General features: G+C 39.5%; 11 protein-coding genes and 1 pseudogene. All 12 read left to right on the top strand.

Going from position 1 to position 15,848, the window contains the following annotated elements; genetic code table 11:
- The first annotated feature begins 51 nt into the window (after window positions 1-51).
- The 12 genes and pseudogenes from AC4HCY_RS20145 (at window position 52) to prdD (ending at window position 15,516) form a co-directional block, all read left to right on the top strand.
- Window positions 52-804: a serine hydrolase gene (locus tag AC4HCY_RS20145; protein WP_323433295.1), complete on the top strand. Its 753-nt coding sequence runs from the start codon at window positions 52-54 to the stop codon at window positions 802-804.
- Between the two features lie 13 nt (window positions 805-817).
- Window positions 818-1,915: a mandelate racemase/muconate lactonizing enzyme family protein gene (locus AC4HCY_RS20140; protein ID WP_491094998.1), complete on the top strand. Its 1,098-nt coding sequence runs from the start codon at window positions 818-820 to the stop codon at window positions 1,913-1,915.
- Between the two features lie 15 nt (window positions 1,916-1,930).
- Entirely contained in the window at window positions 1,931-3,100 is a 1,170-nt protein-coding gene (locus tag AC4HCY_RS20135) for a M20 metallopeptidase family protein (RefSeq protein WP_323433293.1), read from the top strand.
- 190 nt (window positions 3,101-3,290) lie between these two features.
- Window positions 3,291-5,015: an HD domain-containing phosphohydrolase gene (locus AC4HCY_RS20130; protein WP_323433292.1), complete on the top strand. Its 1,725-nt coding sequence runs from the start codon at window positions 3,291-3,293 to the stop codon at window positions 5,013-5,015.
- Between the two features lie 217 nt (window positions 5,016-5,232).
- Window positions 5,233-6,033, top strand: coding sequence for a 4-hydroxy-tetrahydrodipicolinate reductase (gene dapB, locus AC4HCY_RS20125; protein WP_323433291.1), 801 nt, complete (start codon window positions 5,233-5,235; stop codon window positions 6,031-6,033).
- A gap of 26 nt (window positions 6,034-6,059) precedes the next feature.
- Complete coding sequence (locus tag AC4HCY_RS20120; protein WP_491094997.1) at window positions 6,060-7,760, top strand: methyl-accepting chemotaxis protein; 1,701 nt, start codon at window positions 6,060-6,062, stop codon at window positions 7,758-7,760.
- Window positions 7,761-7,833: 73 nt separating this feature from the next.
- On the top strand, window positions 7,834-9,618 hold the full coding sequence (prdR, locus tag AC4HCY_RS20115; RefSeq protein WP_491094996.1) for a sigma-54 dependent transcriptional regulator PrdR: 1,785 nt from the start codon (window positions 7,834-7,836) through the stop codon (window positions 9,616-9,618).
- Window positions 9,619-10,012: 394 nt separating this feature from the next.
- A complete protein-coding gene (gene prdC / locus AC4HCY_RS20110; RefSeq protein WP_442916739.1) occupies window positions 10,013-11,305 on the top strand; it encodes a proline reductase-associated electron transfer protein PrdC in 1,293 nt (430 codons plus the stop codon).
- Between the two features lie 56 nt (window positions 11,306-11,361).
- Entirely contained in the window at window positions 11,362-13,227 is a 1,866-nt protein-coding gene (prdA, locus tag AC4HCY_RS20105; protein WP_323433287.1) for a D-proline reductase (dithiol) proprotein PrdA, read from the top strand.
- A gap of 13 nt (window positions 13,228-13,240) precedes the next feature.
- Window positions 13,241-13,501 carry a CBO2463/CBO2479 domain-containing protein gene (locus AC4HCY_RS20100; protein WP_323433286.1) on the top strand — a complete coding sequence of 87 codons (261 nt, stop codon included), beginning with the start codon at window positions 13,241-13,243 and terminating at the stop codon, window positions 13,499-13,501.
- A complete protein-coding gene (gene prdB, locus AC4HCY_RS20095; protein WP_491094995.1) occupies window positions 13,498-14,223 on the top strand; it encodes a D-proline reductase (dithiol) protein PrdB in 726 nt (241 codons plus the stop codon). The genes AC4HCY_RS20100 and prdB overlap by 4 nt, the downstream gene beginning before the upstream one ends.
- Window positions 14,224-14,259: 36 nt before the next feature.
- Window positions 14,260-15,516: pseudogene (prdD, locus tag AC4HCY_RS20090) on the top strand (proline reductase cluster protein PrdD).
- Window positions 15,517-15,848: the final 332 nt, after the last annotated feature.

The raw sequence follows: 15,848 nt of genomic DNA, 5'->3' as shown, positions 1-15,848 counted from the left end.
TTTAAAATTTAAATGTGTAAGTCTTCATACTAAATTATTAGGAGGCAGATTATGTGGTATGGAAAGATAGATGAATTAATAAATAGATTAGACGGAGAAGCAAGTGTATTAGTAAAAAACTTAAGCACAAATGAAGTATATAAATATGATGAAAATAAAATTTTTCCTTCTGCAAGCATGATAAAGGTTCCAATTTTATTGGAGCTTATAGATAGAAGCTGTGAGAGAAAAATCAACTTGGATGATGTAGTGGAGTTTAAAAAAGAGGATATTGTTCAAGGCTATGGCATTATCAAAAGCTTAAGCCCGGGAATCAATATGACATATCGGGATTGTGCCTTGTTAATGATAATCCTTAGTGACAATATTGCAACAAACAAACTAATAGAAACTTTGGGCATGGATAGTATTAACGAGAAAATTAGAGAAATCGGCATGGAGAATACTATTCTGCAGAGAAAGATGATGGATGCGGAAGCCAAAAAGAAAGGTTTGGATAACTTTATCTCGGGGGCTGATTTGCTGACTATTTTTGAATATCTATATTCCCATGAAAAATACAATATAGCCGTTGATATATTGAAAAAGCAATTGTGCAACGACCTCTTACCTGTTCTTATTGGCGGCAATATTGAGTTTGCACATAAAACGGGGGACTTGCCCGGTGTAAGGCATGACTCGGGAATAATGTATCTAAAAAGCCCTATATTTATTGCAGTATTGACTAATAACCTAAAAAATGATTGTGACGGAATAACATTTAGCAACGAAATAGGTAAGATCGTATACGATCATTACAAATAATCTGGAGGACAAGATGAATAAAAGTATTATTAAGGATGTTCAAGTAAAAGCTATCGAACTGCCGTTAAAGAAACAATGGAAAATATCCTTATATGCTCAAAGTACGAGGACACATGCAGTTTTAAGAATAATCACTGAGGACGGAATAGTGGGTTATGGGGAAGCTGCACCGTCTCCCGCATTTATGGGGGAGACGGGTTATACCATAGAGCTGGTAGTTGATAAGTATTTAAAGTCTGTGTTGATAGGTCAGAACATTTTTGATGTTGATACAATACATGAAAAGATGAACTTCGCTATTTATGGAAACTATGCAGCTAAGTCAACTATAGATATAGCCTTGTATGATGCCATGGGAAAAGCACTGGATATGCCTGTGTACAAGCTGTTAGGAGGAAAGTACAGGGAAAAGGCAGAGTTAAGCTGGGTTATAGGGATGCAGGATCTGGACTCATCAATTGAAGAGGCTAGAGAGAAGTTGTCTGAAGGCTATAAAGTTTTAAAAATAAAGGTAGGCAACTCACCTGAAACCGATTATAAATTGATTGAAAAAATAAGAAGGGAATTAGGCGGGAATGTAGCTTTAAGATTGGACGCAAACCAAGGATATGATTATAAAACTGCCTTGCTCACATTCAGAGAGATAGAAAAATTTGGCCTTGAAAGCATAGAACAGCCTGTACGCAGATGGGACATAGAAGGTATGAGAATGCTAAGGCAAAAACTTCAGACGCCTATAATGGCGGATGAATCTGTTTCTGATTATCACTCTGTAAACAATATAATCAGAGAGAAGGCCTGTGATATTGTCAATGTTAAGGTAGGTAAAGTGGGCGGGCTTACAATTGCTAAAAAAATAGCTCAGTGCTTGGAAGCAGCAGGGTTGACAGCTACTGCAGGGAGCAACCTGGAAGTGGGCATAGGATCGGCTGCCAGCGTACACTTTGTTGCAAGCACGAATATCGTTTCTGTACCTAATGATCTGCTGCTTGGCGGACCCTTACATCAATATGATATAATAAGAAATAAATTCCAGATAATTGACGGATGCGTATTGGTGCCTGAAGAGCCCGGGCTAGGTATTGAAGTCGATGATGATATTTTTAAATAGATTGAAGGAGCTGCAATGAATAATATAACAGATTTAATTCAGCATAGCTTAAACGGAATATCAGGAGAGTTAAAGGGATTGAGGCAAAGCATACATGCAAACCCTGAATTAGGATATGCGGAATATAACACAACCAGTTTGATCAAAAACTTTCTTGTCAGCAACGGCGTTGAGTTTATAAATTTTGATAATCTTACAGGCGGATTTGCACATATAGATTGCAAAAAAGAAAAAACCATATGCTTCAGGGCGGACATCGATGCTTTACCTATAACAGAGAAAACATGTGTACCTTTTCAGTCTGTGAACGAAGGCGTGATGCATGCCTGCGGGCATGATATGCATGCAGCTATAGCTGCCGGCACAGCCGTGGTGCTTAATTCTTTGAAAGAATATTTGAAGCATAATATAGTGGTCATTTTTCAGCCGGCAGAAGAATGCAATCCTGAGGGAGGAGCGAAGCTCGTTGCTGAGCAAGGCATATTGGAGGAATATAACGTCTCTCAAATGTATGGATTACATGTCTGGCCCAAATACAAAGTCGGTGAAATTGCAGTAAAACCAGGGGTTATAATGGGTTCGTCCGATAAACTCTCTATAGAAGTCATAGGTAAGAAATCGCATGCGGCCGAGCCCCATGGCGGGGTTGATGCTATTTCAATATCTGTTGATATTATAAATGCTATTGAGCACAAACTAAGGAGGGAAATTGATCCTTTTGATACTTCTCTTATCTCAATAGGTTCGATTAAATCTACCGGCAGGTACAATGTCATATGCGATAAAGTAGAAATTGAAGGTACTATAAGAACCATTTCAGAGGATGCCCGATCATTTATACATCGCAGGATCAACGAGCTTGCAGCAGGGATAGCCGGCTCATATTGCGGGAAGTCTATTGTAAATATTAACAATGGCTACGCAGTTGTGAGAAATGACAGGAGCTTAAGTGAGGTCTTCATAAGATTTGCTGAAGGTTTTCTGGGTAAAGAAAACGTGCATACGGATATTAGACCCAGTTTGATCGGTGAAGACTTTTCCTTCTATTGTTCAATAGTTCCTTCTTTATATTTTTTCCTGGGCTGTGACTGTGAGCATCCGCTTCATAGTGACAGATTCCTGCCGAAAGAAGAAACATTGTATACTGCTGTAAACTTCTTATGCAACTTTTTTTTAAGCGAATAAGGAAAGCTATGATATGATAATCATGGAAGTTGACCATACAGAGGGGGAAGCGGAACGGCTTCCTCTTTTTTATATTATTACTGTCTATAGAAGTTCTTCATATATTTGCCTTTTTCCTAAAAATTTGATATATTATGAATTGTAAAACAAATACTGCTTGCTGCATCTTGTGGAAAAAGGAGATACTTTGATGAAAATAGGCATCCGGGACAAAATTATTTTGATAATGCTCGTTGTCATAGTAATATCCATCACATCCATTGGAATATTAGCTTTCAATAACGCAAAAGCTATAGTCCAAAACGAAGTAAAACAAGTCAGTTTTAAGTCTCTGGAAAATGCAAACGATTATTTTTTAAGAAAGTTTATGGCGGATATGGAGCATGTGGTAAATTTCTGGGCATATGATGAAGCAATAAAAAACTACGAGAGCAAGCCCGGCCAGCCTAAAATGGTAAGATCCATACCAAGCCACTTTCAGAATGTTTCAGATCAATGGATGGGTTATATTAAAGGAAGTCCCTACATTGCATGGATTTATTTGGGCTCAGAGGAAGATGGCTCACTTTTTATAACACCCCTTGATACCACTATGCCCGAAGATTATGATTGCCACACAAGGGATTGGTATAAAGAAGCCGTAAAAAACAGAGGAAAGGCTGTGTGGTCTGATCCCTACCTGGATGCGGGAGAAGTAGGCGGAATCGTAGTCACGGTAGCGAGAGCAGTAGAAAAGGAAGGGCATTTAGTAGGCGTAGTCGGAATGGATATAAAGCTCTCCAGATTTTCCAATATTATCAATGATGTCAAATATGGTGATGAAGGGTATCTCATGCTCATCAACAGCAAAGGGGAGATATTTTCTCACCCGGATAAGCAGATGCTAATGACCAATATCAGTCAGGACGAAAGCCTGGCAGCACAGCTTACTTCCAGCGAAGGTATAAGAATCATGAATTATGAAGGGAAACAAAGAATAGTTAGCTATTTGACGGTGCCTGAGACAGGGTGGAAGCTGATAGGCATTATGTCCCTGGATATGGCTAAGCTATTGGCACCTATTAAAGACAGGGTGATACAAGTAGCTGTAGTAAGTGTTTTGGTTACCTTTATGATCGGCATGCTTCTTTCGCGGGTCATCACCAGGCCGCTGGATAACATAATGAATGTAATACATAATATTTCACAGGGAAAATTAAGCGAGCATGCCGATATAAAGTCAAATGACGAATTCAAAGTCTTGGGCAATCAATTTAACAATATGGTAGACGCACTTAGGGAGCTCATCAATGAGCGGAACTTGAATGTAGAAGAGCTGATCAAGATGAACGAAGAGATAAGGAAAAACTATCTGTCTACCGTACAGGCTCTGGCCAATGCTATTGAAGCCAGTGATAAATATACCAGGGGCCATTGCGATAGAGTATCAAGCATATCTATGACCATTGCCAGGAGTATGGGGGTAAGCTCCGAAGAGTTGAGCAAGCTGGAATTTGCCAGCATTCTGCATGATATCGGAAAGATAGGAATTTCTTCGGATTTGCTGAATAAAGAAGGCAGGCTTACTCAGGATGAATATGAGATGGTTAAGCAGCATCCTCAAATAGGACATGATATATTGTCGGATGTAGCCTTTCTCAACGAAAGCAGAAAGATACTGCTGCAGCATCACGAAAGGATTGATGGGAAGGGTTACCCTCAAGGATTGAAAGGCGACAGCATCGCACTTTTGTCAAAAATTATTTCCGTCGCAGATGCCTATGACGCAATGACCAGCTCCAGGCCTTATAGAAAGACGCCTCTTACAAAGGAGCAGGCCATTGAGGAGATGCTCCGGGCTAAAGGCACCCAGTTTGATGAAAAAGTAATAGACTGCTTTGTGATCTTATTGGGGGCATCAAATACAATATTTTAATACAGCCTTGAATGTATAGAAAAAACCAGCATCAGGATTTTGATGCTGGTTTATATATTTTAACAATTATCTCCATAAACGGCTCTTTTTCGACTATTTTAGGAATATTCAATATATTAATACATTGATTAAAATAATATTTATATATATACTGTAAATTGGTAAGCTAAATATTACTATATTTTACATTATAACTGAATATAGGAGGTATGCATGCATGAATATTCTCATAGCTGGGCCCAGAGGCAAAATGGGAAGCCTTATTACCAAAATAGCAAGCAAGAGAGCCGATATGAAAATAGTAGCGGGGGTAGCGCCTAAAGGGAGGAATTATATTGGACAAGATGTAGGCATGGCCATTGGCATGGGGGAAACATTAAATGCTTTTGTATCAGATGATATAGATTCGGTTATAGACCAATGCGATGTGATCATTGACTATACTACAACAGAGTTTTCCATGGAGGTAATGGAAGCTGCATTAAAAGCTAAGAAAGCTGTGGTTTGCGGAACCACCGGTTTTTCGGAAGGACAGTTTAATAGAATAAAAGAGATATCAAAGCACATACCGGTTGTATATGCTGCAAATACGTCCAGAGTGGTTAATCTTATGTATAAGCTGCTGGAATTAACTGCAAAGACAATAGGAAATGTATCCGATATCGAGATAATTGAAATGCATGATAAGCATAAAAAGGATGCTCCAAGCGGCACATCTTTGGAAATGGGAGAAGTAATTGCAGAAGCCCTTGGAAGAAAGCTCAAAGATATTGCTGTTTTCGGGAGAGAAGGAAGGGAAGAGAGGGCACAAGGGAGCATAGGATATCATTCTGTAAGAGCCGGAGATATATCCAGCAGCCATACGGTTATGTTCGGACTTATGGGAGAAAGGCTTGAAATAACACATCATGCTTATAACTGGGAATGCTTTGCCCAGGGAGCCTGTGAGGCAGCAGCATTTTTGTATTGCAAGGAGCCGGGGTTGTATACGGTAAAAGACGTTTTAGGAATAAAATAATAAATATGAGATAGGAGATGTTTAGCGTGAAGGCAAAGATATTGATAGTTGTTTGTCTTATACTTATTTTGCTTTTTAGCGGAGTATATTTTGCTGTGCAAAATACCGTCGATTCTGTATTACATAAGGTCTCACCGCAATACATTACATCATCTCAGGAATTGGACAGCTTTATAACCCAATTCAATTCGGCAAATCAGAGGCCCTTAATATTAGTGACAGCAGGCTTAATGGCTGTGACATTGCTTTTGGCCTTTGTGTTCTTTGCTTATTTTTTTAAGGCTATAGACAGGTTCAGAAGCAGCATCATGGATATTGCAGACGGGCAGCTTACAAACAGGGCAAAAGATATCTGGATTATAGAGGGTATAGGAGATAATATAAATAAGATCACAAACAACACGAAAAAAGTTGTATGCGAGATTGCTGCCATCACACAAAAGATCAAGGATATGTCTGTCAATCTGAGCAAAAGCCTTGAACAAAACGAAGTCGCATCTCAATCAATAGCCCAAACCATAACACATATTGCGGAAGGCAGCTGCGAGCAATCGGAGAAGACAGCATCAGCAAAAATAAGCACAAAAAATATGGCTGATAACTCTGATAAAATAGTGCAATATGCAAAGAAAACGCAAAATATTGCAGGCGGAATGATGGGTTGTGTAGAAGAAAACAATAAGTCAATCAATTTATTGGTGGAAATAATGAAGAGCACTGCCACCGGAAGTATCAAAACAGCAGATGATATTCAAGAGCTGGGAGAAGAAGCCGTAAAGATAAACAGCATAACTGCTGCAGTGACAGAAATAAGTGAAAGAACAAATATGCTCGCATTAAATGCTGCAATCGAGGCGGCAAGAGCCGGCGAAAGCGGTAAAGGATTTGCTGTGGTAGCCGATGAGGTAAGAAAGCTGGCAGAACAATCGGCAAACTCTGCGGATGAGATAAGGAAGCTTATTGAAACCATAATCGGCAAGATAAATGTGATAACAAAAGAAACAAGAAGTGGGGCTGAACAGATTTCACAGGATATTTTGCATGCTGATAAGACTAAGGAGTCATTAGGGCAGATCATTGAAGCGGCAAAGGCTACATATGATGCCGTTGTTCAGATAATCGGCTTGGCTGATGAATCCAATAAGATGGCTGAAGATGTCGATACCATGATGGAGAAGATAAATATGAATATTCAGGAAACTGCTGCAGGAGCCGAGGAAGTATCAGCATCAGCAGAGGAGCAGTCGGCTTCAGTGCAGGAAATGTTCGAGATGGCCAATAATTTGAACAATATGACTATTGAAGCAGACAGCTATTTAAAATCATTTATCAATAAAGTAAAAATAGGAGATAAAGAGAAGAAACTAATAAATGAAGGCTTTGGAATTTTAAAGGATATAAATACATATATAAATTCAAAAGGGATTTCCATTGACAAAGCTTCGCAAGTCCTTAAAGATATGAGCTTAAAATATAAACAGCTTGAGTACATAGGGATAATCAATTCAGGCGGAGACATGGTATCAGCCAGCGTCCCTATAACCGGCAATAATAATTACTCACATCGTCCCTATTTTAAAGAGTCTATTTCAGGAAAAGAATATTATTCAGAACCATATATATCAAATGTTTCATTTAACTACTGTATAGCAATTTCAATACCTTACAAGGATGCATCCAAAAATACAAAAGGTGTATTGATGGCAGATATCTGCATCGAAAAATAAAGGATTTGGCTTGCATAATTACAATAAAAATACATTTAAATTTACTTGTTAATATATTCTGGTGGTGATTTGTATGTTTTATAATCAATCAATATTTATGCGCGTATCTGAAATAATGGATAGAGATGTGATAAAAACAAACTCTGATATATCCATAAACCATGCTGTTGAAATGATGCTTTCAAATGCAAGAGATGAAGTTATTGTGGTAAAAAAAGACGCAGACAAGGAATATATTGAAGGTATGCTCACTAAGACTGATATATGTAGGCTCAAAAAAGGGAAAATTGATTTCACACAGCCGGTTAAAGACTATATGAGCACAGAAGTTTGCACCATTTTACAATCAGAGAAGGTAAAATGTGCAAGGGATGTCATGGTCAGCAAAGGAATAGGCAGATTGCCTGTGACAGACGGAGATGAGGTAATAGGTATTGTAACATCAAAGGATCTTCTTGACACTTTTTATGTTGCAGTAGAAGATATAGTGCTGCAGCTCAGTACTATCCTGGAGAATCTCCACGAAGCAGTATGTGTTGTAAACAATGAAGGGGTAGTCAGCTTATGGAATCAAAGCTCAGAAAAGCTCTACGGCATAAACAGCAGCGAAATTATCGGCAAAAATATAAAGGAAGTTTTCCCTAATGCCTTGATAGCCAAAGTGATAGAAGAGAAGAAACCTTTTAAAAATCATACCCACAGGCCCAAGGAAGGCTCCTATGTGGCAATAAGCGCGGTGCCTTTGGTGTATGAGGGCAAGATGGTAGGAGCGGTTTCCACCGACAGAGACATTACAGAGATAAATAATTTATCGATGCAGCTTGAAAGTGAAAGATCAAAGGTTAAATTCCTGGAAGAGCAGATGAAAAACATTACAGAAGCAAAATATACTTTTGGGAATATCATCGGAAAAAGCAAGGCCATAGTCAATTCCATCACACTGGCAAAGCAGGTGGCAAAATCCAATGCCAGTGTACTTATCACGGGAGAGAGCGGTACCGGTAAAGAGGTATTTGCAAGGGCTATACATCAGGAAAGCGGAAGACAGGGGCATTTTGTACCTATAAACTGCAGTGCTATACCATATAATTTGTTTGAAAGTGAACTCTTCGGCTATGAAGGAGGAGCTTTTACAGGAGCACTAAAAAAGGGCAAGATGGGGAAGTTTGAGCTGGCCAATGAAGGCACCCTTTTTTTAGATGAAATAGGGGATATGCCCATTGAGATGCAAGCCAAGCTCTTGCGTGTTTTGCAAGATGGTGTGATCACCAGGGTAGGCGGTGACAAATCCATAAATGTTGATGTAAGAATACTCGCAGCTACCAATAAGGATTTAAAGAAGATGATGCTGGAGGAGACTTTTAGAGAAGACCTCTATTACAGATTATGCGTGGTTTCTATACCGCTTCCGCCGCTGAGGGAGAGAAAAGAGGACTTGCCGGAGCTTATAAGAAGCTTTTTTTCGGAGTTCGGAGAATATAATGAAATACATGAAATAGAGATTGACCCTGAAGTGATGAAAATACTCACCGATTATGAATGGAAGGGCAATATAAGAGAGCTCAGGAACATGGTGGAAAGGCTTATAATCCTATCTCCGGACGGGAAGATAAAAAAGGATATGCTTCCTGATGAAGTTTTTAACAAAACTTTTATAAAAGATAGCAGGGATTCCAGGCAGGGCATAGGCATGAATTATGATTTGAAAAAGGTCATAGCCGATGTAGAAAAGAGGAGTATAAAAGAAGTGATGGAGATGACCGGCGGCAATAAAGCAAAAGCAGCAGTAATGCTGAATATAGAAAGGGGAAGCCTTTACTATAAGCTCAAGCAGTATGATTTAAAGGAATACTTATAAATCCATATGTGAAAAATTTGACACCATGTAAAATAAATGACACTCGCTTTTCCAGGTAGGTCCTTAGTAGGATGTATTGATAAAACATATGATAAGATAATTCTGTATAGAAAAAATTAATAAGCAAATGTAAAATATTTGACGATTTTCCTCGTTTGCTTTCCTTTTTCAAAGAACAATTCAGTTGATAAATTTATTTTTTTAATAGGAAATGAAAAAGATAGAAGCTATTGAAAGCCTTTGTTTTCAATAGCTTCTATCTTTTGATTAAGCAGTATTTTCAGATAAAAAAGAATGTATCAGAAATTTGCAATTTTTTTAACAATGTTGGCACTGAAATTGCAAGATATATAGGGCGGAATAGTTTGATTTACTTTTAACAAAGGAGGTGAGAATGATGGAACAGGTTACACTGTTGCTCAGACAACATGTAGGAGCCCCATGTTCACCAATTGTAAAAGTTGGAGATGAGGTTAAAAGAGGACAGCTTATAGCAGCCCCAACCGGCCTTGGTGCCAATATCCATTCCAGCGTTTCAGGTGTAGTAAAGGAAATAAACGATACAGCAATAGTTATAGAAGCCTTTGATGAGCAATCCAAAGATTTTATTCCGATAAAAGAGACCAAGGATCATTTGGAAGCTATAAAAGAAGCGGGCATAGTTGGTTCAGGAGGAGCTGGTTTTCCAGCCCATGTAAAGTTTAAGACGGATCTTTCGGGAGGATGTATTATCGCAAATGCTGCTGAGTGCGAACCGATTTTGCTGCATAATATTGCATATTTGGAACAAAATCCGGATGTGATCATCAGGGGAATAAAATACCTTATGGAAATTACAAAGGCCAAGACAGGATATATCGCAATAAAGGTTAAAAATCTTAAGGCAATAAAAGCCATAAACAAGGCCTTAAAGCCTGAGGACAACATATCAATAAAAATATTGCCCGATATGTACCCTGCAGGAGATGAAAGGGTAATAGTAAGGGAAATTTTAGGAGTGGAATTAAAACCGGGAGAACTGCCCAGTGTTGCTAATGCTGTTATATCCAATGTTGAAACTGTAAAGAACGTCACCTTAGCGATAGAACAAAGGAAGCCGGTTATTGATAAAGATTTGACGGTAGTAGGAAGAGTAAAAAATGCTCTGAAAGGCAAAGTATTTTTGGATGTACCTATAGGATATCCCGTTAAAAAATATATAGAAGCAGCCGGAGGCTATGTAGAGCCACATGGTGAAATAGTTCTTGGAGGGCCTTTTACAGGGAAGCATGGAGAAGAAGCGTCACCGATAATAAAAACTTTAGGCGGAATCATAGTAGCAATGCCATTTCCAAAAGAAAACAGAAAAGTAGGAATACTTGCATGTGAATGCGGTGCTCAGGAAGAAAGGTTGAGGGAGATTGCAAAGGCTATGGGAGCTCAAGTTGTTGCAGAGAGAAAATGCAAGAGAATGGTTGAGGTAAATGGAAGATGGAGATGTGAAAAGCCTGGAGTATGTCCGGGTCAAGCATCCACCGTTTTGGATCTGAAAAAGGAAGGTGCAGAGGTTATTCTGACAGGAACCTGTGGCGACTGAACGAACACGGTAATGACTGTAACTCCTAGGCTAGGAGTTCCAACATATCATAGTACAGATCATGCGCTCAGAGCTGCGGGTCATAAGCTGGTTAGAAAGACTAAAGCATAACCTTCTGTAGAATTTTAATATAAAATCAATTTTCATACTTAAAGGAGGTAAAATTTATGTCAATGTCGGCAGAAAACGCTCTACACCACAAGAATGATCCCGCAGTTGTATGCTGCAGAACCGAAGCAGGCACTGTAATTTCTGCAGATAATCTGGAGGACCCGTCAATATTTCCGGATTTGGTAGACTCAGGATTGTTAAATATTGATGAAAGCGCTTTAAAAATCGGACAGGTATTGGGAGCAAAATTGATTAAAACCATTGATTCGTTGACACCTATTACAGCAGATGCAGTAGAAGGTGCTAAGGAAGTCGAGGAAGAAGACTCCGAAAAAGAATCGGCAGCAGAGCCGGTACCGGCTGTGGCAGCGGCAAAGCAACCGGTTTTTGCACCTTCATCAAGTGGCGGAGTGCTGAAAATTCATATTGGGGAAGGCAAGGATATAAATCTTGAAATACCAATGGTAGGATATCCGGCATTAGCAATTCCCGCAGGGGAGTCAGCACCTTTGGCAGCACCGGCAATAGAGAAGCAAACAGAAGCTGCCGGAGAAGTCAAGGCTGTCAGGAAACTGATAAAGAAGCATTTCAAGATAACTGAAGTAAAGCGAGGCCCCGAAACCAAGATCGAGGGAACTACCCTTTATATCAGAGAAGGCATTGAAGAAGATGCAATAAAAGCAGATAAACTGGTAAAGAAGTTCAAGATAGATATAATAACTCCCGATAAGTACAACACTTATTCCGAGACTATAATGGACGTTCAGCCTATAGCTGCAAAAGAAGGCGAGAGCAAGCTGGGAAGCGGAGTAACAAGGGTTATTGACGGAGCTATTATGATGGTGACAGGTACTGATGAGAATGGGGTTCAAATCGGTGAATTCGGTTCATCAGAAGGCATATTGGAAGAAAACATAATGTGGGGAAGACCCGGTGCTCCGGAAAAGGGAGAAATTTTCATAAAGTCAGAAGTTGTAATAAAAGAACATACAAATATGGAAAGACCGGGACCACTTGCTGCTCATAAAGCAACTGATGTTGTAACTCAAGAAATAAGAGAAGCCCTTAAAAATCTTGACGAAAGCCTTGTTGTTGATACTGAGGAATTCGTTCAGAACAGAAGGCCGGGCAAGAAGAAAGTTGTTATAGTGAAGGAAATAATGGGTCAAGGCGCAATGCACGATAACCTGATATTGCCTGTTGAGCCTGTAGGCGTGCTCGGGGGAAAACCCAATGTAGACTTAGGAAATGTTCCGATAGTATTTTCACCCCTTGAGGTACTGGATGGAGGTATTCATGCACTTACATGCATAGGGCCTGCATCAAAAGAGTGCTCAAGGCACTATTGGAGAGAACCTCTGGTTCTTGAGACATTAAATGATGAAGAGGTTGATTTGGCTGCGGTTGTATTTGTGGGAAGCCCGCAGATCAACTCGGAAAAGTTCTATGTATCCGAAAGAGTCGGTATGACGGTAGAAGCAATGGATGCAGAAGGCGCTTTTGTAACCACTGAAGGCTTCGGAAACAATCATATAGACTTTGCCAGCCATGTTGAGCAAATCGGCATGAGAGGAATACCCGTTGTAGGCATGTCCTTCTGTGCAGTGCAGGGCGCACTTGTCGTCGGCAACAAATATATGACCCACATGGTAGACATGAATAAATCTGAGGCAGGCATAGAAAATGAAGTTTTATCCTGCAATACATTGACTAGAGAAGATGCTTTAAGAGCACTTGCCATGTTAAAAGCGGCTATGGCCGGTGAACCTGTTAAAGAATCAGAAAGAAAATGGAACGCCAATGTTAAGGAAAATAACTTAGAATTGATGGAAAAGGTAACAGGCAAAAAGATTGAAAGATCAGAAAATGAAACCGCCATACCCATGAGCCAAAAAAGAAAAGAAAAATATTCTACAAAGTGATTAAAGGTAAATTATGAAATACGGAGATAAGATAATATACATGGAAGGCATCATTGTAGAGGTTCATGACGGTTGTGTGGCCTTAGACTTAAAAGGAAGGCTAGGCTTTATGAAGGTCCCGATGAGAATGCTCATTACCGATTATCCTCTTAAAGTAGGACAGGAAGTAGGATTTAATATGAGCTATTTGGAAGTTCTGAGCCCTGATGCCAATGAAAAGTATGTAAGCAATATTGAAAAAAGAAATAAATCCGATAAGGAGGTAGAACTATGAGTTTAACAGTAGTAAAAGGGATGCAGTCTGAAATATATGTTCCTATTACACCGCCGCCAGTTTGGACTCCTGTAAAAAAAGAGCTTAAGGATATGACGATCGCTCTTGCAACTGCAGCTGGTGTACATGATAAATCAGATAAGAGATTTAACCTCGCAGGGGATTTTACGTACAGATTGGTTAAAGATACAACCCCCTCAAGCCAATTGATGGTATCTCATGGCGGATACGATAACGGGGATGTTAACAAGGATATCAACTGTATGTTCCCTATAGACAGAATTCATGAGCTTGCAAAAGAAGGCTTTATAAAAGCTATAGCTCCTGTTCATGTAGGTTTTATGGGAGGCGGCGGAAATCAGGAAAAGTTCAAAAATGAAACCGGCCCTGCCATAGCAAAGATATTGAAGGAAGAAGGAGTAGACGGAGTCTTAATGACAGCAGGCTGAGGTACTTGCCACCGCTCTGCCGTGATTGTGCAGAGAGCGATCGAGGAAGCAGGAATTCCGACTATTATCATTGCTGCTCTTCCTCCTGTAGTAAGACAAAACGGCACTCCGAGAGCAGTTGCTCCGCTAGTGCCTATGGGAGCTAACGCAGGCGCTCCAAATGACAGAGAAATGCAATACAACATTGTAAAAGAAACTTTGATTCAACTGACCAAGATAGACCAGCCCGGTAAGATAGTTCCATTGCCATATCAATATGTAGCTAAAGTATAAAAAGACTATATAGCCATATTGCAAAGGGATGATGACATGGTTGACAACGATAAAATTGAAATGAGAAGATTGGTGATCAAAAGTTATCATATTACAGAAGTTTCATTTGCAGATAAAACTGAGATCATTGATAAAAGCCTCTGCTTAAGAAAAAATATTATCAATGATATTATCCGGGACGAACCATTGATTGATAATTTGAGCATTGAAATAATTATGCCTGGTGAACACGACAGATGGGTAAACAGCATTATGGATATAATGCCTATATCTGCCAAGGTGCTGGGCCGCTTAGGCGAGGGAATAACCCATACTCTTACGGGGGTATACGTCATGCTTACAGGTGTGGACACAGAGGGAATCCAAGTGGCCGAATTCGGATCTTCTGAAGGGAATCTTCAAGAACAAATGATCTTAAATAGGTCCGGCACTCCGGGCGATAAAGACATAATAATTCTTGTGGACGTTACCTTAAAAGCCGGAGAAGGTCACTACAGAACCGGGCCTACCGCAGCCCACAGGGCGTGCGATAAGCTTGTGCAAGAAATAAGAGAGAAGCTTAAAAAACTAAATGGAAAAGATTGTACGGAAAGACATGAATTCTATGATGTTATAAAGCCGGGCAGAAAGAAAATTGCAATAATTAAGCAGGTAGCAGGCCAAGGAACCATGTATGATACTCAATTATTTGCTAAAGAACCGTCGGGTTTTGCAGGGGGACGCTCCATAATAGACATGGGAAATGTTCCTGTAATAGTAAGTCCTAATGAATACCGTGACGGTGCCATTAGAGCTATGCATTAAAGGGTGGTGTTATAAATGGGAGTAGGACCTTCAACTAAAGAAACTACTTTGCATCATTTCAGAGATCCATTGCTCCGCATTGTATCCCAGGATGATGATGTAGATCTTGTAGGAATAGTCATAGTAGGCACTCCACAGGATAATGAAGACAAAATGTTTGTCGGTCAAAGAGCAGCAGCATGGTTGGAGGCAATGCGTGTGGATGGAGCGATAATTTCAGTTGATGGTTGGGGTAACAGCCATGTGGACTTTGCAAACACCATCGAAGAAGTTGGTAAAAGGGGAATACCGGTTGTAGGTATGAGCTTTATAGGTACTCAAGCACAGTTTGTTGTCAAGAATCAATACATGGATACTATAGTAGATTTCAATAAATCTGTTGAAGGTATTGAAACGGAAGTCGTAGGCGAGAACACCGTTGCAGAGATTGATGCGAAAAAAGCTCTTGCAATGCTGAAGCTGAAGATGAGAAAGAAGACCGGGATATAAAAAAATGCGAAGGATATCATACAAAAAGGAAATCGACCAATGATATGATATTCTTCGCCTACACAAAGTTAGTAAACTGTGATATTGAATCTGGTACATTCAATATCTGCCGTGAACAAAGCCGTATTGGCTTTACTTAATAAATGAGGATATTTTATGTCTCTATAGTTTAAAATACCCCCGAATGATGTACAAAGAAATTTTAATTTATTGTAAAAATAACACATAAATTAAAATTATTGTACACAAGAAGTATTATAGCATGAAAATATCGCATAAGCAAATGGGGGAAAAGCAAATAATATCAACCATTAGAGCCATATCAAAACATA

Source organism: Lutispora sp. QWL-02 (assembly GCF_058315355.1).
The sequence above is the reverse complement of the archived record's forward strand: the minus strand, read 5'-3'. Positions and strand labels throughout refer to the sequence as shown.

Excerpts from the sequence above, each read along its gene's own strand:
- AC4HCY_RS20100 (WP_323433286.1), top strand. The coding sequence starts at position 13,241 with ATGAAATACGGAGATAAGATAATATACATGGAAGGCATCATTGTAGAG.
- prdR (WP_491094996.1), top strand. The coding sequence starts at position 7,834 with ATGTTTTATAATCAATCAATATTTATGCGCGTATCTGAAATAATGGAT.
- dapB (WP_323433291.1), top strand. The coding sequence starts at position 5,233 with ATGAATATTCTCATAGCTGGGCCCAGAGGCAAAATGGGAAGCCTTATT.
- prdA (WP_323433287.1), top strand. The coding sequence starts at position 11,362 with ATGTCAATGTCGGCAGAAAACGCTCTACACCACAAGAATGATCCCGCA.
- AC4HCY_RS20135 (WP_323433293.1), top strand. The coding sequence starts at position 1,931 with ATGAATAATATAACAGATTTAATTCAGCATAGCTTAAACGGAATATCA.
- AC4HCY_RS20130 (WP_323433292.1), top strand. The coding sequence starts at position 3,291 with ATGAAAATAGGCATCCGGGACAAAATTATTTTGATAATGCTCGTTGTC.
- AC4HCY_RS20145 (WP_323433295.1), top strand. The coding sequence starts at position 52 with ATGTGGTATGGAAAGATAGATGAATTAATAAATAGATTAGACGGAGAA.
- AC4HCY_RS20140 (WP_491094998.1), top strand. The coding sequence starts at position 818 with ATGAATAAAAGTATTATTAAGGATGTTCAAGTAAAAGCTATCGAACTG.